The following is a 20,369-nucleotide window of genomic DNA, read 5'->3' as shown; positions in this document are numbered from 1 at the left end:
GTCAAGTGGCCGAGGGCCGTCCTGGCCGTCCGGCTCTTCGACCGAAGCGGCTCCCCGGGCAAGATCCATAACGTCGGTGGCATGACGAACGCACAGGTCACCGCCCTGCAGTACGGGTTCATCGGCTTCCTCGCGGTGTGGACCGTGGTGCTGGTGCCGCAGCTGATCACCCAGCTGGCCCGCTACGGCGGCCTGCGGGTGCGCGGCATCGCGACCACCGCGGCCGTGCTGCTCTACGGCTGCATGACCCTCGCGGTCGTCTTCCTGCCGCTGCCCGGCCCCGGCACCCGACGGCTGAGCCAGACCGTGCAACTGCACCCGTTCCAGTGGATCACCGACATCCACACCGAGCTGCTCAAGCACGGCGAGCCGCTGTCGCAGTGGTTCATGACGCAGACGTTCCAGCAGGCCTGCATGAACGTCCTGCTGTTCGTGCCGCTCGGGGTGTTCGCGCGGATCCTGTGGCGCCGCGGCCTGATCGGCACGACGCTGATCGGCTTCACGGCCTCACTGCTCATCGAGCTCACGCAGGTCACCGCGAACTTCGGCACGGCGCCGTACGTCTACCGGATCTTCGACGTCGACGACCTCATGAACAACACCTTCGGCGCCGGTGTCGGCTGGGTGTTCGGCGCGCTGCTGCTGGCCCTGCTGCGTTCACCGGTCCGCGTGCAGCCGGCTCGGCGCGAGCGGGTCCACCTCGCCCAGACGCGCTAACCGCGCCTTCCGCTGCAGCGCGGCCCGCTTGGCCGCCCGCCTGTCCTCGAGGACGACCACCAAGGCGGCGACGGCCAGGACCAGCGCGACCAGCCCGAGGACGATCGGAAGCTGCACGAAATCCTCCTCGGTACGGCGCTGTGCGGGAGATCACACAGGGTACGCAGGTTTGTGGTGAATTCGCTACCCCTCGCGACCGACGTGGCCGGTGGACATCCCCGGCGGTGCCGGAGACTGGAGCGGTGAGCACCCGACCCACGAAGGACCAGCTGGCCGCCGCGCACAACGCCACCATCCCCGACGTCATCGCGCCCGGCCTCGACGTCCTGTTCTGCGGCATCAACCCCGGCCTCTACTCCGGTGCACTCGGCCAGCACTTCGCGCGGCCGGGCAACCGCTTCTGGCCCGCGCTCCACGCCGGCGGCTTCACCCCGCGGCGGTACGCGCCGAGCGAGCAGGAGGAGCTGCTCGGACTCGGGCTCGGCATCACGAACGTCGTCGCCAGGACCACGGCCCGCGCCGACGAGCTCACCGACGACGAGCTGCGCGAGGGCGGGAAGCTGCTCGTCGCGAAGGTGCTCGAGTACCGGCCGCGGTGGCTCGCCGTCGTCGGGATCACGGCGTACCGGACCGCCTTCGGCTTCCCGAAGGCGCGCGTCGGCCGGCAGGAGCACCGGATCGGCGACACCCACGTGTGGGTGCTGCCCAACCCGAGCGGCCTGAACGCGCACTGGACGCCGGCCGGGCTCGCGGCGGAGTTCGCGGAGCTGCGGGCCGCATCCGACGACTGTCGAAATCGTTGAACAGACCGCGGGCAACCCTCAGTAGCGCCAGTAGCCCCGTCCGCCCTCACCCCGCTCGGTCGAGCAGCCTTCTCCCGAAGGTTTTCTACCCAGAGTTTGCTGTGACCTGCGGGTTGGGCCATGAGGGGGAATTGGCGTCATGAGCTGCGCAATCGCGACTCGTACCAAGCAGGAGGAGTCGCTTTTGGCCGGTCCTGGCAGGGGGACCGGGCGGTGCCGGAGACGTCCGGCACCCCAAGAGCGGCGCGCAGAGACGGAGGCCCACGATGCACGGCATCGAGCCCACCCGCAGGCCCACTGGGCCGATCGGACCCGGCGGGCGAAGTCTCGGCGTGGCGGTCGTCGACCCGGTCCCGATCTACCGTGACGGGCTCGCCGCGCTCGTCCACCGCAGCCAAGGCCTCCACTGGGCCGGGCAAGCGGCCAGCCACCACGCCGCACTGCAGCTGTGCGAGCAGGTCAAACCGGACGTCGTCGTGCTCGACTCGGCGCTCGACCCGAACTGCCACCTGACCAAGCTGCTCAACGCCGGCGACCCGGCGCTGATCCTGGTCACGCTGATCCGTGACGCGAATCGCACGCAGCAGTACCTCGCGGCCGCGATCGCCGCGGGCGCGCACGCCATCGTGCCGCGCTCGATCGACTCACGACGTCTCGCCGAAGCGATCCGGCGTGCGCACACCGAACGCCGGTACATCGACCCGGCGCTGGCCGCGCTGACCGCCCGGCCGAAGCGGGCGACCGTGCCGAAGGGCGACCTCACCCACGACAGCCCACCGGCGCCGCGCGGCGGGATGCCGCTGTCCAGGCGCGAATACCAGGTGCTGCAGCTCGTCGCCGAAGGTCTGGAGAACTCGGCGATCGCGAAGCTGCTGTTCCTCTCCGTCGAGACGGTCCGGACCCACGTCAAGAGCATCCTGCGCAAGCTGTCCGCACGAGATCGGACACACGCGGTGACCATCGCGTTCCGCGGCGGGATACTGGTCGCCAGGGCCGAAGACGGCCACGTCCCGGTGACGGCCGACACAACGGCGATCCCCGGGCACCGCTGACCCCGGGTTCCCAGGCAGAACGCCACTTTTTCGCGGATTTCCGATACTCGGAAGTGCGGTTGTCCTTGCCCCAGTTACCCGCAGGTAATATCCTGAAGTTACCGGCGAGTAAGGCGAGTATGTGCCCGGCCGGGGAGCCGAACACATTGGAGTGACGACATGGGCCACTACAAGAGCAACGTCCGAGACCTGGAGTTCAACCTCTTCGAGGTACTCGGCGTCCAGGAGCGCCTGGGCAAGGGCGTGCTCGCCGAGTCCGACGAGGAGACCGCGCGCGGCGTGCTGTCCGAGCTGAACAAGCTCGCGACCGGCCCGCTCGCCGAGTCCTTCGCCGACGCCGACCGCAACCCGCCCGTCTACGACCCGAAGACGTTCAGCGTCAAGATCCCCGAGTCGTTCAAGAAGAGCTACAAGCAGCTCCTCGACGGCGAGTGGTGGCGCCTCGGCCTCACGAACGACCTCGGCGGCTTCGGCCTGCCCCCGACCGTGCAGTGGGCCGCGTCCGAGCTCATCCTCGGCGCCAACGCCCCGCTGTTCATGTACATGGCGGGCCCGAACTTCGCGATGATCGTGAACAAGAACGGGACCGAGGAGCAGAAGCACTGGGCCCAGATCATGATCGACCGGGCCTGGGGCGCCACGATGGTGCTGACCGAGCCGGACGCCGGCTCCGACGTCGGCGCGGGCCGCACCAAGGCCACCAAGCAGGAGGACGGCTCCTGGCACATCGACGGCGTGAAGCGGTTCATCACCTCCGCCGAGCACGACATGAGCGAAAACATCATGCACCTGGTGCTCGCTCGCCCCGAGGGCCCCGGCATCGAGACCAAGCCGGGCACCAAGGGCCTGTCGCTGTTCCTCGTGCCGAAGTTCCACTTCGACTCCAAGACCGGTGAGCTGGGCGAGCGCAACGGCGCCTACGTCACAGGAGTCGAGCACAAGATGGGCATCAAGGCCTCGACGACGTGCGAGCTGACCTTCGGCCAGCACGGCACCCCGGCCAAGGGCTGGCTGCTCGGCGAGGTGCACGACGGCATCGCGCAGATGTTCCAGGTCATCGAGTACGCCCGGATGATGGTCGGCACGAAGGCCATCGCGACGCTGTCGACGGGTTACCTCAACGCGCTCGAGTACGCCAAGGAGCGCGTCCAGGGCGCCGACCTGCCGAACATGCTGAACAAGGCCGCGCCGCGCGTCACCATCACGCACCACCCGGACGTCCGCCGCTCGCTGATGCTCCAGAAGGCGTACGCCGAGGGCCTCCGCGCGGTCTACCTGTACACCGCGTCCTTCCAGGACCAGCTGTGGACCGGCGAGGGCGACCAGAAGCTGGCGCACGGCGTCAACGACCTGCTGCTGCCGATCGTCAAGGGCGTCGGTTCCGAGCGCGCCACCGAGCAGCTCGTGCAGTCGCTGCAGACCCTGGGCGGTTCCGGCTTCCTGCAGGACTACCCGATCGAGCAGTACATCCGCGACGCCAAGATCGACTCGCTGTACGAGGGCACCACGGCGATCCAGTCGCTGGACTTCTTCTTCCGGAAGATCGTCCGCGACAAGGGCCAGTCGCTGGCCTTCGTCGCCGGCGAGATCACCAAGTTCATCGAGTCCGAGGCGGGCAACGGCCGGCTCAAGAACGAGCGCGCGCTGCTCAAGCAGGCCCTCGAGGACACCCAGGGCATGCTGGGCTCGCTGATCGGCTACCTCACCGCGTCGCAGGAGGACCCGCAGAGCATCAACAAGGTCGGCCAGCACACGGTCCGGCTGCTGATGTCGGTCGGCGACCTGCTCATCGGCTGGCAGCTGCTCAAGCACGCCGAGGTCGCCATCGGCAAGCTCGACGCGGGCGCGTCCGCCAAGGACGTCCCGTTCTACGAGGGAAAGATCGCCTCGGCGTCGTTCTTCGCGAAGCAGGTGCTGCCGGAGCTGACCGCCCGCCGCGCGATCGTCGAGGCCGCCGACAACGCGCTGATGGAGCTCGACGAAGCCGCGTTCTGATGCCGTTCTGATGGTCACGAATTGGGTCCTCCCCGGTCGGGGAGGGCCCTTTTCGTGTTTCAGGGGCGCGCGGCGCGGGCATTCCGCTCACCGAGTCCGACGGACCCGAGTGGCCGGGTCCGCGGATCCTTGAGAGGAGAAAGTGATGACTGTCGCCGGCATCGTCAGCGCCATCATCGTCGGGCTGATCATCGGTGTTCTGGGCCGGCTGGTCGCGCCCGGCAAGCAGGGCATCCCGATCTGGCTGACCATCGTGATCGGTATCGTCGCCGCCTTCATCGGCACGGCGATCGCGCGCGGCATCGGGTACGCCGACACTGACGGTATCGACTGGCTGGAAATCCTGACGCAGGTCGTGCTCGCCGCGATCGGTGTCAGCATCGCTGCGGGCGCCTACGGCCGCCGCGGGGTAACCAGGTAATCCCCTTTCCCAGGCCGATCCGGCCCGGTTCGCCCCCTGCGGCGGACCGGGCCGGATCTTTTTCGCCTGTCACTCCATCGGGGGTCCGGGCGGGCGAGGCGAGCCGATCGGTGCCACCTTGGCGCTTATTGCGCTATCCGAGGAGGCACTCGTGCTCGGTGGACTTTGGGGCATCATCTCGACGATCGTCGTGGGCCTGATCCTGGGCGTGCTCGGCCGGCTCTTCGCGCCCGGCGAGCAGAAGATCCCGATCTGGCTGACCATCGTCGTCGGCATCGTCGCCGCGTTCATCGGCAACTGGCTCGCCGGCGTCTTCGGCGTCCGCGACACCGCCGGCATCGACTGGATCCGGCACGTCTTCCAGGTCGTCGCGGCCGTCATCGGGGTCATCCTCGCGGCCGGGATCTACGCCAAGGTCAAGGGCGGCAGCCGCACTAGCGCCTGACGGCCAGGCCTGCGCCGGCGAGCAGCAGCACGGCGGCGCAGGCCATCGTCACGGTGAGGGCGTGCGCGGACGACGTCGTGGCGAGCGTCAGGAACAGGCTGCCGAACGTGGCCACGCCGACGACCTGGCCCAGCTGCAGCGTGGTGGTCAGCAGACCGCTGACGTCCGCCGCGCGTTCGAGCGGGACGTGCGTCAGCGCGTTCACCATCAGGGAGCCGAACGCGGGTCCCATCGACAGGCCGAAGAGCAACAGTGCCACGAAGAACAGCGCGCCGCCGTCGCTGCCCAGGGCGAGCAAGGCGTAGGCGACCGCGGACCCCACGTAACCGCACGGGGTCAGCCAGGCGTGCACGCGCCGGGGCAGCCGGTTCCAGAAGAACCCGCACAGGCCGAAGACGACGCCGCCCGGCGCCATCGCCAGGCCGGCGGCCAGTGCCGCCTTGCCGAGGCCCGACTGCAGGTGCAGGGCCACGCAGAAGAGGAACCCGCCGTAGGACGCGACTCCGGCTCCGAGCGTGGCCAATCCCGGCGCGACGCCACGGATCTTGAGCACGGCGAGGTCGACGAGCGGGTCGCGCACCCGGCGTTCCACGACCACGAACAGCACGGCCAGCAGCGCGCCGACGACGATCGAGGCGAACGTCCAGGCGGGCCAGCCGGTTTCGTGCCCGAGCACCAGCGGGAGCACGACGAGCACCACCGCCGGCACGGCGATCGCGAGCCCGGCGAAGTCGAGCCGCCGTCCGGCTTTCGCGGCACCGCCGGGCACCAGCCGCAGCGCCAGCACGGCCACGAGCACGCCGATCGGCACGTTCACCAGGAAGATGGGCCGCCAGCCCGCCCCGAACAGGTCGGCGCCGACGAGCACCCCGCCCAGCACCTGGCCGGACACGAACGCGACGGAGATGACGGCGGTGTACGCGCTGAGCGCCTTCGCCCGCGCGGGGCCGGTGAACTGCGCCTGGATGACGCTGATGACCTGCGGCATCATCAACGCGGCCCCGGCGCCCTGCGCGATCCGCGCGACGACCAGCGCCGTCGCGCCCGGCGCGAGCCCGCACAGCAGCGAGCAGACGGTGAAGGCGACGGCACCGGTGACGAACAGCCGTCGCCGTCCGAACAGCTCGCCCAGGCGGGCGCCGGTGATCAGCAACATCGCGTAGCCCACGGTGTAGCCGGAAACGACGAGCTGCAGCGCGGCGCCGGACGCGTGCAGGTCGGTGCGGATGTCGGTCATGGCGACGTTCACGACGGTGACGTCGAGCAGCGCCATGAACTGGCCGAGCAGCAGGACGGCCAGCATGAACCACGGCCGCCGGTCCGGCCGGGCGGCCCGGTCCGGGGTGGCCGGGGCAGGGGTGGTCAGTGTCATGGCCTGAGCCTGCTTTTCTTCGTCTCCCGGCGGAGAGAGCCTGGTGGTGCTGGTACTGACAGCACCCGGCTCGCCGAAAACTGTCGTACCCCTCGGGCACCATGTCGGCATGACCCAGACGCAGGTCCACGCGAGCCGCCGGGAGGAACTCGGCCGGTTCCTCAAGGCGTGCCGGGCGCGGATCGGCCCCGAGGAGGTCGGGCTCGCCCCCGGCCCACGCCGTCGTCTCAGCGGGTTGCGCCGCGAAGAGGTGGCGCTGCTCGCCGGCGTCGGCGTCACCTGGTACACGTGGCTCGAACAGGGCCGTCCGATCAACGCGAGCGCGCAGGTGTTCGACGCGGTGGCGCGCACGCTGCGGATGGACCACATCGAGCGCGAACACCTCTACCGGCTGGCGGAGCTGACCCCGTCGCGGGGGCCGTTGTCGGCCGAAGTGGTGCCCGAGACGGTGCGCGAGGTGCTGCGCGCGCTGGATCCGTTGCCCGCCACGGTGGTCAACGGCCGGTTCGACGTGCTGGAGTCGAACGCGGCGCAGGAGGAGATGTTCTGGGAGTGGCACAGCCTGCCGTGCCTGCACGGGAACCTGCTGTGGTGCTGCGTGACCGAGCCGAACGCGCGGCGGTTCCTGCTGAACTACGACGAGGAGGTGCCCCACATGGTCGCGCGGATGCGGGCCGAGTACGGCAGGCACGTCGGTGATCCGTCCTGGGACGAGGACATTCGCCGGCTGTCGGCCCTGAGCCCGGAGTTCGCCGAGCTGTGGGCCCGCCACGAGGTGGCGGAACCGCGGCCGCGGCTGCGGCAGCTGAACCACCCGCGGGCGGGCCGGCTGAATCTCCGGCTGACCGAGCTGGCGGTGTCGGAGGTGCCGGGCCTGCGGATCCAGGTGTCCACTCCGGACGACGCTTCGACGTGGGCGTTGCTGCCCCGGACCCGGCGGGAGAAGCCGTGACGTCACTCGAACTGGGCAGTCAGGGACTGACCTCGGTGCCTTCGGTCCCGCCCGGTGTCACCCGGCTCGATCTCTACGCGAACGAGATCTCCTCGGTGCCCGCCACGCTGTGGGAGGCCACCGGGCTGCAGGTGCTCAACCTCGCGGCCAACCGGATTTCCACGCTGCCGCCGGGCATCTCGGCACTGGAGTCGTTGCACACGCTCGATCTGGCGCACAACGAGTTCGACGCATTGCCGGACGAGCTGGGCGACCTGGCCGGGCTCACGGAGTACCTGTACGTCAGCGACAACCGGCTGACCAAGTTCCCGGATGCCTGGTGCCGTCTGGGAAAGCTGCGGTACCTGGGGTGCACGGACAACCGGCTGGTGTCCCTGCCCGCCGATCTCTCGGGCTTCGCGTCCCTGCGCGAGCTGCGGCTCTACCGCAATGAGCTGGGCGCGCTGCCGGAGTCGATCGGCGCGCTCGGCGCGTTGCGGGAGCTGCACCTGCGGGGCAACCGGCTCACCGAGCTCCCGGAGTCGATCGGCGAGCTGGGCGAGCTGCGTCAGCTCGACCTGCGGGAGAACGCGTTGGTGACGCTGCCCGCGTCGGTCAACCGGCTGTCCAAACTGGACAAGCTGGATCTGCGGTGGAACAAGCACTTCCGCGAGCCGGCGTGGCTGCGTGACTTCGAGGAGGCTGGTTGCATGGTCCTTCGCTGACAACTCAACAGAGAATGGTCGGACGCGGACCGTAGGTCGCCGTGTGCGAGGTCCGGCGGACCTCGGCGCCGCTCGCGACGTCGTAGAGCACCCGGGTGTCGGTCACGCTGAAGCCGGGTGTGCCGATCGACGGCCGGCACGGATCGGTTCCGGTTCCGCCGGAGCCGAACTGGACCGGTGGCGGGTCCCCGGGCGTCTGCGCGCCGGTCTGGCCCTCGACGCGGTAGTGGCGGGTGCCCCAGATCCGGACCGTCACGGAGTCGCCGGAAACCGTGGCCTGGACGGCGAACCCGGTGGGCGCGTCGTTGGTCAGCTTGAGCTCGACCGGGCTGCCGTCGGCGTTGACGGCCTTGGCGTCGCGGCCGACGGGGTAGCGGTCGAGGTAGCGGTCGTGCACGAGGTGCCCGCCGTCGGCCAGGCCCGCGAGGTAGCCCGCGTTGTACAAAGTGGACGCCAGCTGCGAGACGCCGCCGCCGACCACGGTGGCGCCGGTGCCGTCCTCGTCGACCGGGGCGGGCACGTAGCCGTTGTCGGCGGTGCGCGGGCCGGAGCGTCCGCTGAGGCTGAACGTCTCGCCGGGCTTCACGATCGTGCCGGAAACGCGCGCGGCCAGCGTGCGGTTGTTCGTCGCGGCCGGGCCGGCCAGGCCACCGGTGGTGAACTCGCCGATGACCTCCTTGATGCCGAGGGCGTCCGCGGCTTCGGTGGTCACGCTGGGCTTCGACGCGTTGTAGACGACCGGGAGATCGCGTCCGTCGGTCTTCTTGAGCACGTCGATCAGCGGCAGGAAGGTCTTCTCCCAGTCGACCCTCCGGGCGTCCTCGGACGGCTCGACAGCCGGTTGGTCGCCGGTGAAGACGATCTGCGCGTCCTTGCCGTCGGTCTCGGTGCTCGCGAGGTCGTCCTTGAGCGCGGCCTGCAGCTTGCCCTGGTCGACGCGGACCTCGACGGCGCCGCCTTCGACCGGCGCGAACTGGAACGACGCCGCGATCGCCACCGGCTTCAGCGGGACGTCCTTGTCCTGGCCGTGCACCACGACCGGCTTCGCCACGGCGGGTGCGACAACCTGCTGCAGGGCCGCCTGCACTCCGGCGGCGGTCGCCTTGACCGGCGTGATCGCCATGGCCAGCTTGACCCCGCCGGGGTCGAGCCAGTGGTCGGTGACGGTGTGCACGGCGCCGGCGAGGTCGGTCAGCTGCTGCCCCTGCCGCGGCAGGACGGGGTACGGCGTGACCCCGCCGTCGCTGCCGGGGATCGGCGTGAAGCCGACCGCGCCTTCGGTGGCCGGATGGTTGAGCTTGCCGTCGGCGAGCTCACGCACGGCCTGGCTGATCTGGTTCTGGTCGGTGCGCGTCGCGACGCCGACCTCACGGCTGCTGAAGAACGACATGATCCGCGTGATCGGACTGAGCGGCTGGTGCCCGGCGAGACCGAGGGTGTTCGGCCAGTCGAGCCCGAGCCCGGAGCGCGACGGCACCAGTTCGGCCTGCACGTCTCCACCGTGGATCACCACCGGCCGGATCAGCCGCGGCTCGAGCTCCCGGCGCAGCTTGGCTTCCGCCTCGGCGTGGGTCAGCCCGCCGACATCGATACCCGCGACGGTCACCCCGCGCGGCACGTCCCCGGCGCTGGCGACCAAGTCGATCGCGTAGAGGATGACGAACAGTCCCAGCGCGACGCCGATGATCATCATCGTGCGGGCGAGGCCCTTGCGCATGCGAGTGGCGGGAGTTTCGGGCGCCGGCGGCGGGGCGGGCGTTTCGAGGAGCTCGCCGAGCAGGTCGTCGGTGAAGAGGTCAACGGTGGCGGGCGGCTCGCCGGGAGCTATCGCTTTGTCGACAACGGTCGGAGCCTCGGGGCCAGTCGCCGGCTCGATGACCGGCAGCGCCTCGACGGTCGGGTCCCCGGCGGCACCTGCTTCCTCGACGACGGGCAGCGTCCCGGCGACGATCGTTGCCTCGCGCCCCACCGGCTCCGCGGGAGCCGGTTCCGCGGGCTCGGGCGCGGCGTCCGGCACCGATTCGCGCACCTCGGCGCGCTCGGCCACCTCTTCCTCTGCCACGCCCCCGCCCTCCGCGGGACCCGACCTACAGGTAGAGCCCCGTCCCGTGCTCGGTCCGCTCCATCGCCACCGCGTGGATGTCGCGTTCGCGCATCACCAGGTGCCCTTCGCCCTGGATCTCGACCTCGAGCTGGTCGTCCGGGTTGAAGAGCACGCGGTCGCCGGTCTTGACGTTCCGCACACTGTTGCCGACGCCCAGTACATCACCCCAGGCGAGCCGCCGCGCGACCTGCGCGGTGGCGGGGATCACGATGCCGCCGCTGCTCCGGCGCTCGCCCTCTTCGGGGGACAGCCGCACGAGCACCCGGTCGTGCAGCATCTGGATCTCGAGTTTCCGGCCGTCAGACACGGCGTGCATGTTACCCGTCGGTCCGGGGCTCCCCCGCCATGACCAGGCTCAGCTCCCGCGCGCCACCCGACTCGAGCCGGACCGGGACGCCCCAGTCCTGCCGGGTGATCCGGCATGCCGGGTGCTCACCGCCGTCGTCGCAGCTCGCCGCCTGCGCCACCACCTGCAACACGCCTTCGGTGACGCCGTCGGCGAGGCGGATCTTGCGCCTGAGATCGGTGCCGGTACCACCGCCATCGACGAGCAGCGAAGGCGGCGACGCGCTGATTTCGAGCCGCGTCGACGGGCCGAAACGATCGTCCAGCTTCTCCCCGGGCGGCGCGGTGAAGACGACGGAGAAGTCGATCTCGCCCGGCGTGAGCACCGTCGGCGGACGGCGCACGGCGTGTGCGTCGCCAGTGACGACCGTCGGCTCGCTCGCGGGGAGCGGGCCGATCCGGTGGCCGGCGGACTCGACGACCAGCAGCTCGCCGTCGTGCACCAGCAGGCCCTGCGGTTCGGCGAGCCCGGTGGCGATCGTGGTCACCTGGCGGGTGAAGACGTCGAAGCGGCGGACGGCGCCGTTGTAGGTGTCCGCGATCGCGACCTTGTCGCCCGGCAGCACGGCCAAGCCGAGCGGGTGCTGCAGCAGCGCCTTGTCAGCCGGGCCGTCGGTGTGGCCGAAGGAGAAGAGGTCGATGCCGATCGCCGTGTGGACGGTGAACGACTCGCCGTCGGGCTCGATCCAGCGCAGGGCCGACGTCTCGGCGTCGGCGAGCCACAGCTTGTCGCCGTCCACGGCCAGGCCGGACGTCTGCGCGAAGAACGCTTCGCCGACGTCGCCGTCGCGAAGGCCTTCGACGGTCGTCCCGGCGAAGCGGCGGATGGTGCCGGAAACCGGGTCGAAGACGCTCAGCGTGTGGTTGCCCGCCATCGCGACGACGATCCCGCCGGCCGGGCCCCACCAGGCGACGTCCCAGGGGCTGGTGAGATCGACCTCGACGCCCTTGCCGGAGTCCGGCCCGCTGCGCCACTGCGCGCCGGTGCCGGCGACCGTGGTCACCTCGCCGGTGATCAGGTCGAGGCCGCGCAGCCGGTGGCCGGCGGTGTCGGCGACCACGGCGTGGTAGCCCGCGCGCTCGGCGATGTCGTACGGCAGGAGCGCGATGCCGGAGGGCTCGGTGAAGGTCGCGACGTCGAACGGGCCGTCCTGGCCGCCGCGCTCGCCGCTGCCGAAGCGGCGGATGACGGTCTCGCCGTCCGAAGCGAACTCGACGATCGCGTGGTGCCCGGTGTCCGCGACCAGGATGCGCCCTTCGGCGGTGGCGACGGCCTTGCTCGGGAAACGCAGCTCGCCGTGCTGCTCCTCGACCGGCACGTACGGGCTGCCGCCGCGCCGGAGCGTCCCCTTCGCCTCGTGCTTCGTCACGAGGTCCGCGATGACGCGGCGAAGCGCCTCTTCGTGCCCTTCGCCCGCGGCGACGTGCACGACGTACCCCTCCGGGTCGACGACCACCAGCGTCGGCCACGCGCGGACCGCGTACTGCGACCACAGCTCCATCTTGGGGTCGTTGACCACCGGGTGGTGCACCTCGTAGCGGCGGACCGCGGCCTCGATCGACGCGCGCTCGCCCTCGTGCAGGAACTTCGGCGAGTGGACACCGATCGTCACCAGCACGTCCGCGAACTCGGCTTCGAGGGGACGCAGCTCGTCGAGCACGTGGAGGCAGTTGATGCAGCCGCTGGTCCAGAAGTCCAGCAGCACGACGCGTCCGCGCAGCTCGGCGAGGGTGATGGGGCGGTCGCCGGTGTTCAGCCAGACGTCGCCGCGAAGCTCGGGGGCGCGCACGCGGCTCTGCGGTCGTGGAGAAGTCACGGCAAGAGTGAACTACACGCGCTCACGCTCTGTTCCAAGGTTCAGCCGATGAGAGAACAAACTCACCCCTCGGGGGTCCCCCAGGTCGGCGCGGAAAAGAACGCGCGGCGGGGTGAGCCGCCGCTTAGGCTCACCTCATGACCCCCGTCCAGCCGGCCGGTGCCCTCACCTTCGAGGAGGCACGGCACCTGCAGGAGAACCTCCGGGAACCCGTGCGTCCCGGGCTGAGCGAACCCGAGCTCGACGACGTCGAGCGCCGGTTCGGCTTCCGCTTCGCCGCGGACCACCGCACGTTCCTGGCCGCCGGCGTCCCGATCGGCGACCGCTGGCCGGACTGGCGCTGCGGCAACCCCGAGCAGCTGCGCAAACGTTTGGCCTGGCCGGTCGACGGCGTGCTCTACGACGTCGAACACAACGGCTTCTGGCTCCCCGACTGGGGCACGCGCCCGGTCGGCCCCGAGGACGCGGTCCGCGAAGCCCGCCGGCGCCTCGCCGACGTGCCGCAGCTGGTGCCGGTGTGCGGGCACCGCTACCTGCCGGGCCTGCCCGGCACGGTCGGCTACCCGGTGCTGTCGGTGTACCAGACGGACATCATCGTCTACGGCTGTGACCTGCGCGATTACCTCCACCGCGAGTTCGCGACGGGCGGCATCAGCACGGCCCCACCGGACGGCCCGCGCTACATCCCGTTCTGGTCCCGCTTCATCGACTAGCCCACTCTGCCGCGCTATCGGATCTGCGCTAGAAAGCCGCAGAAAGGTCAATTCTCCCGGCGCAGCATGCGGCTGACGCCGGCCGCCACCGTCGTCGCCAGGATCCAGCCGGACGCTGTGAAGCCCGCCGCCACCCAGTTGTCCGGGCCGTGCATGTACCACCTCGACTTGTTGCCGAAGTCGACGATCGGGACCAGCAGGTCCGCGGTGTAGATCACCGGGTTCCACTGCAGGCCCGTGTCCTGCTGGTTCACCACGCACCGGGGGCCGCTCGCGATGTACCGGCCCGTTCGGTCGTTGACGCAGTCGTCGGTGCCCAGGCCGAACCACAGGCTGCCCAGCACCAGGAGCGTGAACAGCCAGCCGAGGGCGCGGACCGGGCGGTAGCCGTAGCCGACCATCGAACGCTGCAACCAGCTCCACAGGCGCACGCCGGGGCCGAAGAACTTGAAGCCGCGGGCGAGGGCCTCGTAGCGGAACTGCTGTTTGCGCAGGGCCACCGTCGAGGCGTGCTCTTCGTTGCCCGCCGCGCGGAGCATGTGCGCGAGCTGGTCGTACGGGCCGGGGCGGTAGCCGCGCATCGCCTTGCGCAGCAGCTCGATGCGGTGGTCGAGCGCCTTGTCGTCGTCGAGGGGGATGCCGTTCTTGAGCGCTTCGTAGCGGAAGTCCTCCAGCTCGATGCCCTCGGACGCGGCCCAGAACGCCTCGTTGTCGCTGAGCGTCCCGCAGTGCGCGCGGCGCAGCACGACCCGGCCGGCCGGGGGACGCTCGGCGTCAGCGTGAACTCGTCCGCCGCGACGTCGCCGGCGTCGAGCGCCACCACGAACGGCGGCAGCGAACCCAGCTGCGAACCCCGCAGGTCCACGCGCCGGGCGACCTGCGCGCCGTCGAGGTTGACGCCGCCCTCGGCGACGAACGGGCGGCCGTTGTTGTCCCGCAACGTCAGGTCGCGGCCGATCCGGCCGGTGCGGATGTCGAGGGAGAAACTGCTGGTCGCGCGGCGGCCGGGGTCGGTGAGCCGAGTGCCCGCCAGGTTGATGCTGCCGCCGACCTCGACCCCCTGCAGCCGCAGCGTGCCGTGGATCGTGGCGTCGGTCAGCTGGAAGTTGCCGGCGATCTTCGACCGGCGGGCGGAGAACACGTCCCGGCCCGGGTGGCGGAACATCGAGTTCCACGCCAGGAAGTTGCCGCCGACGGTGACGTCGGCCAGCCGCAGCTGTCCGGTCGGCACGCGCAGGCTCGTCGCCTCGATGTCGCCGCCGATCTCCGTGCCGTCCAGGTGCAGCGCGCGGTCGTAGTACGGCTGCGACTTGCCGCGCACGACGCTGATCTCGGCGCCGGCCAGCCGCAGCGAGCCGCCGATCCGGGCGTTGACCATCCGCAGCGTGCCCAGCGCCTGCAGGCCGTCCGACAGCTCGACGTTCCCGTCGACGCGCATCCGGTCGGCGACCAGCGCCGGCCGCGGATCCAGGTACGGGTCGTTCGACTTCCACGCGTCGACGGCGATCGGCCCGTGCTGGGACACCGTCAGCTTGGCCTCGCGCAGCACGATGTCGCTGTCCACCGTGGCGCTCGGCAGGTACATGATCCCGGTGGCGGAGAACCGCTTGCGCTGGCTGGCCGGCCCGTAGTTGTCGACCTCGCAGAGCAGGCTGCCGCCGATGTGCAGGCCGTTGCCGTTGAGCGCGAAGCCGTCCGGGTTGTTCAGCGTGGCGCCGGAAAAGTTGACGTTACCGCCGGTCCGCAGGCCGGGCAGCCGGACTTCGCCGTTCGCCACCATCCGGTAGGCCAGCAGCGCGCCGGCGAGCACCAGCCGGTCGGCGTGGATCGCCTTGCCGTGCGGGTGCGAGATCACCGTGCGCGTGAGCACCAGCGAGCCCTCGATCACGGCGTCGGTCAGGTTGACCGCCGCGTTCGGCATCCCGCGCTCGCGGTCGTCGCCGCGCTGGACGGTCGTCTCCTCGATCTCGCGGTCGGCCCCGTCCACCTGCACCACGCACCGGATCAGCCGGACGTCGTTGCGGCTGCGCATGTTGCGGGCCTTCAGCCCCGGCAGCCAGCACTTGCGGAAGACCAGGCCGAGCAGGTTCGCCTCGCGCACGTCCGGCGGCTGCTCGAACCGGCAGCGCTCGAACCGGAACAGGTACTTCAGGTCCGCGGCACGCAGGTCGAGGGTGCCGGTGATGTAGGCGTCCTCGACGTAGACGATCGGGGCGTTCGTGGCCTGCCGCCGCCAGCGCAGCAACCCGCCGTTACCCGGTTTCAGCAGGTCGGACGCCTTGACCTCGTACCGCCGGTCGGGGATGCCGCCGAAGGGGTCGAGCGGGGGCAACGTGCTTTCGGTCGTCATGACGGCCTCCCCCTCCCTGCCCCGCCATCAAGGTAGCGAAAAAGCGGCGGAAACGGTGCCGGAACACCGTTTCCGCCGCGAGAACCCTCAGGCGTTGGGGTTCAGCACCCGGGCGAGGAAGGACTTGGTCCGCTCCTCGCGCGGGCTCCCGATGACCTGGTCGGGCGGCCCCTCTTCGACGACGACGCCGCCGTCCATGAACAGGACCTTGTCCGCCACCTCGCGGGCGAACTGCATCTCGTGCGTGACGACGACCATCGTCATGCCGTCCTTGGCGAGCTGCTTCATCACGCCCAGGACGTCGCCGACGAGCTCCGGGTCCAGCGCGGACGTCGGCTCGTCGAACAGCATCAGCTTCGGCTTCATCGCCAGTGCCCGCGCGATCGCGACGCGCTGCTGCTGCCCGCCGGACAGCTGCGCCGGGTAGTTCTTCGCCTTGTCGCCGAGGCCGACGCGGTCGAGCAGCTCCAGCGCGCGCTGGCGCACCTGGGCCTTCGGCTCGCGCCGGACCTGGATCGGCGCCTCCATCACGTTTTCCAGCGCGGTCATGTGCGGGAAGAGGTTGAACCGCTGGAACACCATGCCGATGTCCTTGCGCTGGAACGCGACCTCCTTCTCGCGCAGTTCGTGCAGCTTGTCGCCACGCTGCCGGTAGCCGACGAGCACGCCGTCGACGTAGAGCCGGCCGGCGTCGATCTTCTCGAGGTGGTTGATGCAGCGCAGGAGCGTCGACTTGCCCGAGCCGGACGGCCCGATCAGGCAGAGCACCTCGCGCTCGTGCACCTCGAGGTCGATGCCCTTGAGGACGTCGACACTGCCGAAGCTCTTGCAGATCTTCTGCGCGGAAACGACCGGGGTCACTGCCTATCCCTTTCCGCCACTGGCGCCGGAGCCGAACCGGAAGCCCAGCATCCGGCCCGCCCACCTGTTCTTCGTCGCGATGTCCCGCGAGGTGCCGCGCGAGAACCGCTTCTCGATCTGGATCTGCACCAGCGTCAGCACCGACGTCATGAAGAGGTACCAAGCGGCGGCCGTGATCAGCAGCGGCACCGTCTTGTAGTTCTGGGAGTAGATGGTCTGCGCCGCGACCATCAGCTCGAAGTACCCGATGACCACGACCAGCGACGTCGTCTTCAGCATGGAGATCGTCTCGTTGCCGGTCGGCGGGATGATCACCCGCATCGCCTGCGGCAGGATGATCCGCCTCAGCGTCTTCGTGCGGCTCATGCCGAGCGCGCTCGACGCTTCCAGCTGGCCGGAGTCGACCGACTGGATACCGCCGCGGACGATCTCCGCCATGTACGCGGCTTCGTTGAGCCCGAGGCCGAGCAGGGACGCCGTGAACTGCGTGATCAGCTGGTTGGTGTCCCAGCTGACGAACTCCGGGCCGAACGGCACCCCGAGCCCGAGCCGGGGGTAGGCGAGCGCCAGGAAGTTCCAGATGATCAGCTGCGTGATCAGCGGGGTGCCGCGGAACAGCCAGATGTAGATGGCCGCGGCGCCCGACGTCAGCGGGTTCGGCGACAGCCGCATCACGGCGAGCAGGATCCCGCCGAAGATCCCGATGACCATCGAGATCACCGTGAGGATCAGCGTGTTCTGCAGGCCGCGCAGGATCCGGTCGTCGAAGAGGTAGTCCCCGACGACCGGCCACTGCAGGGCATCGTTCGTGATCACGCTGCGCACCACGATGAACGCGACGAACAGGATGAGCACACCGGCCACCCAGCGCCCGTAGTGGCGCACCGGGACGGCCTTGATGGGCTCGGCGTCGATCGGCGCCTCGGCAGGAGGCGCTTCGGAGGAACTCACGAACTCAGTCCTTAACTCAGGAAGCCGGGTTGATCTCCGACTTGGTGACCGCGCCGGTCGCGTTCAGGCCCCACTTGTCCAGGATCTTCTTGTACGCGCCGCTGTCGATCAGCTTCTGGATCGCGCCCTGGACGGCCTTGCCGAAGTCACCGCTGTTCTTCGGCAGCACGATGCCGTACGGCGCCGTGTCGTACGGCGCGCCGACCGACTCGAGCTGGCCGTTGGTCTGCTTGACCGCGTAGTCGATGACCGGGGAGTCGGCCAGCTCGCCCTGGACGCGCTTGGCGGTGAGGGCGAGGTTGACGTCGGTCTGGGCCTGCAGCTGCGTGACCTCGATGGCGGGCTTGCCCGCGCCGGTGCAGGCGGCGGTCTTCTTGTCGAGGTCCTCGACCTGCGTGGTGCCCTTCTGAACGGCGATCTTCTTGCCGCAGAGGTTGTCGACCTTCAGGCCGTCGGGGTTGCCCTTCAGCACGGCCAGCGAGGTGCCCGCGCTGTAGTAGGAGATCATGTCGACCGACTGCAGCCGCTCGGCGTTGATGCTGAACGACGACATGCCCAGCTCGTACTTCTTGGCGCCGATGCCGGGGATGATGCCGTCGAACGAAGAGTTCTGGAAGTCCATCTGCACGCCGAGCACCTGGCCGATCGCGGTGCCGAGATCGACGTCGAAGCCGGTCGCCTTGCCGCCGTCGACGAACTCGTTCGGCGGGTAGCTCTGGTCCTGGCCGACCACGATCTTGCCGTCGGCCTTGACGTCGGCGGGCACCATCCCGGCCAGCGCGTCGTCCTTCGCCACCGTGCCCACGTCACCCGATCCGGCGCCCGGCGCGGCCGAGCTGCTGGGGCTGGCGTCACCCGCGCCGCTCCCTCCCGCTCCGCACGCCACGGTCAAGCCGACCAGGGCGAACGCAGGCAGCAGGGCGATCGCCTTGAGCTGGGTTCCTCGGGCCACGTCGTCACTCCTCGTAGTTCTCAGTTCGTGAGAGCACGCATATTGCCACTCATCCATACCAAAGCACAGCACTGTGAAGTTACGGCGATGTTTAGAGCGGCGCGCGTCGTACCGCGGGTATCGCGTCCACCCCGGGGAGTGAGTAAGGATGTCGTTCATGAACGCCACCCCGCCCCGGCTGCCCCCTCCGGTCGACGTGCGAGGAAGGCGACGACCCGCCGGATCACCCGGCCGGGGGCCCGGTTCGACGGGTACCTCTCGCCGGATCGGCCCCACGCCGGCGCCTACGACGAGATGTTCGCCGCCGACGGCACCGTCCGCGGCCCGTACCGCGCGCTGTACGAGTCGATCGCGGCGCTCGACGCGCACGACCTGAACTCCCGGTCGCTCGCCCTGGACCGGGCGATGGTCGACCAGGGCATCACGTTCTCGCTGTCCGGGCAGGAGCGGCCGTTCCCGCTGGACCTGGTGCCGCGGGTGATCCAGGCGGCCGAGTGGGCGAAGCTCGAGCGCGGGGTGGCCCAGCGCGTCCGCGCGCTCGAGGCGTTCCTCGCCGACGTCTACGGCGACCGGCAGATCCTGCGCGACGGCGTGCTGCCGCGGCGGCTGATCACCTCGTGCGAGCACTTCCAGCGGGAGGCGTTCGGCATCAACCCGCCGAACGGCGTGCGCATCCACGTGTCCGGAGTGGACCTGGTGCGCGACGAAGAGGGCACGTTCCGGGTGCTGGAGGACAACCTCCGCAACCCGTCCGGGGTGTCGTACGTGATGGAGAACCGGCGGACGATGGCGCGGGTGTTCCCGGACCTGTTCGCCCAGCACCGGGTGCGTCCGGTCGGCGACTACGCGTCACACCTGCTCCGGGCGCTGCGCGCGGCGGCCGCGGCGAACGTCGCCGACCCGATGGTCGTCGTGCTCACCCCCGGCGTCCACAACTCGGCCTACTTCGAGCACTCGCTGCTGGCGCGGCTGATGGGCGTCGAGCTGGTCGAGGGCCGCGACATGTTCTGCCGCGACAACGTCGTCTACCTGCGGACCACCGAGGGCGAGCGCCAGGTCGACGTCATCTACCGGCGCATCGACGACGAGTTCCTCGATCCGGTGCACTACCGGCCGGACTCCGTGCTCGGCATCGCCGGCGTGCTCAACGCGGCGCGGGCGGGCAACGTCGTCGTCGCGAACGCGGTCGGCAACGGCGTCGGCGACGACAAGCTCGTCTACACCTACGTGCCGGAGATGGTGAAGTACTACCTCAACGAGAAGCCGCTGCTGCCCAATGTGGACACCTTCCGGTGCTGGCTGCCGGACGAGTTCGACCACGTCATGGCGCACCTCGACGAGCTGGTCGTGAAGCCGGTCGAAGGGTCCGGCGGCTACGGGATCGTCTTCGGGCCCGAGGCGTCGAAGAAGGAACTGGACACGCTGCGGCGGAAGGTGCGCGCACACCGGCGCGGCTGGATCGCCCAGCCCGTGGTCCAGCTCTCGACCGTGCCGGCCAAGGTGGAGGACCGCCTCGCGCCGCGGCACGTCGACCTGCGGCCGTTCGCGGTCAACGACGGCAAGGAGATCTTCGTGCTGCCCGGCGGGCTGACGCGGGTGGCGCTGCCGGAGGGCAGCCTGGTCGTCAACTCGTCGCAGGGCGGCGGCTCGAAGGACACGTGGGTGCTGGCGTCCCGGGCGTCGACGGTCGAGCGCGAACTCGAGCAGCCCGCACTCGGCGCGATGTCCAGTGTGGACGGCTTGGTCGCCGAGCAGGGCCCGGAGCTCACGACGTCCCAGCAACAGCAGCAGCAACAGCGGGGCTAGGGAGGTTCG

General features: G+C 70.1%; 17 protein-coding genes and 2 pseudogenes. 10 read left to right on the top strand and 9 right to left on the bottom strand.

What is annotated here, in order from left to right; genetic code table 11:
• Positions 1-81: 81 nt before the first annotated feature.
• Positions 82-717, top strand: coding sequence for a VanZ family protein (locus ACH54P_RS30275; protein ID WP_489906727.1), 636 nt, complete (start codon positions 82-84; stop codon positions 715-717).
• Here the strand turns inward: ACH54P_RS30275 and ACH54P_RS30270 are convergent.
• Entirely contained in the window at positions 658-834 is a 177-nt protein-coding gene (locus tag ACH54P_RS30270; RefSeq protein ID WP_489906726.1) for a hypothetical protein, read from the bottom strand. The two genes, ACH54P_RS30275 and ACH54P_RS30270, sit on opposite strands and share 60 nt — an antisense overlap.
• A gap of 125 nt (positions 835-959) precedes the next feature.
• On the opposite strand from ACH54P_RS30270, the gene mug reads away from it, so the two are divergent.
• The 5 genes from mug (at position 960) to ACH54P_RS30245 (ending at position 5,433) form a co-directional block, all read left to right on the top strand.
• On the top strand, positions 960-1,520 hold the full coding sequence (gene mug / locus ACH54P_RS30265; RefSeq protein WP_489906725.1) for a G/U mismatch-specific DNA glycosylase: 561 nt from the start codon (positions 960-962) through the stop codon (positions 1,518-1,520).
• Between the two features lie 266 nt (positions 1,521-1,786).
• Positions 1,787-2,572: a response regulator transcription factor gene (locus ACH54P_RS30260; RefSeq protein WP_489906724.1), complete on the top strand. Its 786-nt coding sequence runs from the start codon at positions 1,787-1,789 to the stop codon at positions 2,570-2,572.
• 159 nt (positions 2,573-2,731) lie between these two features.
• On the top strand, positions 2,732-4,567 hold the full coding sequence (locus ACH54P_RS30255) for an acyl-CoA dehydrogenase (RefSeq protein ID WP_489906723.1): 1,836 nt from the start codon (positions 2,732-2,734) through the stop codon (positions 4,565-4,567).
• A gap of 145 nt (positions 4,568-4,712) precedes the next feature.
• A complete protein-coding gene (locus tag ACH54P_RS30250; protein WP_489906722.1) occupies positions 4,713-4,988 on the top strand; it encodes a GlsB/YeaQ/YmgE family stress response membrane protein in 276 nt (91 codons plus the stop codon).
• 151 nt (positions 4,989-5,139) lie between these two features.
• A complete protein-coding gene (locus ACH54P_RS30245) occupies positions 5,140-5,433 on the top strand; it encodes a GlsB/YeaQ/YmgE family stress response membrane protein (protein ID WP_489906721.1) in 294 nt (97 codons plus the stop codon).
• Here the strand turns inward: ACH54P_RS30245 and ACH54P_RS30240 are convergent.
• Complete coding sequence (locus ACH54P_RS30240; protein WP_489906720.1) at positions 5,423-6,805, bottom strand: MFS transporter; 1,383 nt, start codon at positions 6,803-6,805, stop codon at positions 5,423-5,425. The two genes, ACH54P_RS30245 and ACH54P_RS30240, sit on opposite strands and share 11 nt — an antisense overlap.
• A gap of 109 nt (positions 6,806-6,914) precedes the next feature.
• Here ACH54P_RS30240 and ACH54P_RS30235 point away from each other — a divergent pair, with 109 nt between their 5' ends.
• Positions 6,915-7,757, top strand: coding sequence for a helix-turn-helix transcriptional regulator (locus ACH54P_RS30235; protein ID WP_489906719.1), 843 nt, complete (start codon positions 6,915-6,917; stop codon positions 7,755-7,757).
• Entirely contained in the window at positions 7,754-8,461 is a 708-nt protein-coding gene (locus ACH54P_RS30230; protein ID WP_489906718.1) for a leucine-rich repeat domain-containing protein, read from the top strand. Before ACH54P_RS30235 ends, ACH54P_RS30230 begins: the two co-directional genes overlap by 4 nt.
• 4 nt (positions 8,462-8,465) lie before the next feature.
• Here ACH54P_RS30230 and ACH54P_RS30225 read toward each other — a convergent pair whose 3' ends face one another.
• The 3 genes from ACH54P_RS30225 to ACH54P_RS30215 form a co-directional block, all read right to left on the bottom strand.
• Positions 8,466-10,289: a VanW family protein gene (locus ACH54P_RS30225; RefSeq protein ID WP_489916720.1), complete on the bottom strand. Its 1,824-nt coding sequence runs from the start codon at positions 10,287-10,289 to the stop codon at positions 8,466-8,468.
• Between the two features lie 259 nt (positions 10,290-10,548).
• A complete protein-coding gene (locus ACH54P_RS30220; protein ID WP_489906717.1) occupies positions 10,549-10,881 on the bottom strand; it encodes a GroES family chaperonin in 333 nt (110 codons plus the stop codon).
• Between the two features lies 1 nt (position 10,882).
• Positions 10,883-12,700: an NHL domain-containing thioredoxin family protein gene (locus tag ACH54P_RS30215; protein ID WP_489916718.1), complete on the bottom strand. Its 1,818-nt coding sequence runs from the start codon at positions 12,698-12,700 to the stop codon at positions 10,883-10,885.
• 164 nt (positions 12,701-12,864) lie between these two features.
• Between ACH54P_RS30215 and ACH54P_RS30210 the strand changes: the two genes are divergently transcribed.
• Positions 12,865-13,440, top strand: a complete 576-nt coding sequence (locus tag ACH54P_RS30210) for a hypothetical protein (protein ID WP_489906716.1) — start codon at positions 12,865-12,867, stop codon at positions 13,438-13,440.
• A 47-nt stretch (positions 13,441-13,487) separates the two neighbouring features.
• Here the strand turns inward: ACH54P_RS30210 and ACH54P_RS30205 are convergent.
• From ACH54P_RS30205 to ACH54P_RS30190, 4 genes and pseudogenes are all read right to left on the bottom strand, one after another.
• A pseudogene (locus ACH54P_RS30205) lies at positions 13,488-15,790 on the bottom strand (oxidoreductase).
• An 87-nt stretch (positions 15,791-15,877) separates the two neighbouring features.
• On the bottom strand, positions 15,878-16,651 hold the full coding sequence (locus ACH54P_RS30200) for an amino acid ABC transporter ATP-binding protein (protein WP_364619068.1): 774 nt from the start codon (positions 16,649-16,651) through the stop codon (positions 15,878-15,880).
• Positions 16,652-16,654: 3 nt separating this feature from the next.
• Positions 16,655-17,602: an amino acid ABC transporter permease gene (locus tag ACH54P_RS30195; RefSeq protein WP_489906715.1), complete on the bottom strand. Its 948-nt coding sequence runs from the start codon at positions 17,600-17,602 to the stop codon at positions 16,655-16,657.
• 16 nt (positions 17,603-17,618) lie between these two features.
• The gene (locus ACH54P_RS30190) at positions 17,619-18,554 is read right to left on the bottom strand and encodes an ABC transporter substrate-binding protein (protein WP_489906714.1); all 936 of its coding nucleotides are present in this window, start codon (positions 18,552-18,554) and stop codon (positions 17,619-17,621) included.
• Between the two features lie 148 nt (positions 18,555-18,702).
• Between ACH54P_RS30190 and ACH54P_RS30185 the strand changes: the two are divergent.
• Positions 18,703-20,360, top strand: a pseudogene (locus ACH54P_RS30185) (circularly permuted type 2 ATP-grasp protein).
• Positions 20,361-20,369: the final 9 nt, after the last annotated feature.

The organism is Amycolatopsis sp. N2S4-7, from assembly GCF_058119595.1.
This window is presented reverse-complemented; position numbering and strand designations above follow the sequence as displayed.

Bases quoted from the DNA above. Each gene is read 5' to 3' on its own strand.
- ACH54P_RS30250 (WP_489906722.1), top strand. From the start codon at position 4,713: ATGACTGTCGCCGGCATCGTCAGCGCCATCATCGTCGGGCTGATCATC.
- ACH54P_RS30255 (WP_489906723.1), top strand. From the start codon at position 2,732: ATGGGCCACTACAAGAGCAACGTCCGAGACCTGGAGTTCAACCTCTTC.
- ACH54P_RS30275 (WP_489906727.1), top strand. From the start codon at position 82: ATGACGAACGCACAGGTCACCGCCCTGCAGTACGGGTTCATCGGCTTC.
- ACH54P_RS30240 (WP_489906720.1), bottom strand. From the start codon at position 6,805: ATGACACTGACCACCCCTGCCCCGGCCACCCCGGACCGGGCCGCCCGG.
- ACH54P_RS30220 (WP_489906717.1), bottom strand. From the start codon at position 10,881: ATGCACGCCGTGTCTGACGGCCGGAAACTCGAGATCCAGATGCTGCAC.
- ACH54P_RS30210 (WP_489906716.1), top strand. From the start codon at position 12,865: ATGACCCCCGTCCAGCCGGCCGGTGCCCTCACCTTCGAGGAGGCACGG.
- ACH54P_RS30235 (WP_489906719.1), top strand. From the start codon at position 6,915: ATGACCCAGACGCAGGTCCACGCGAGCCGCCGGGAGGAACTCGGCCGG.
- ACH54P_RS30260 (WP_489906724.1), top strand. From the start codon at position 1,787: ATGCACGGCATCGAGCCCACCCGCAGGCCCACTGGGCCGATCGGACCC.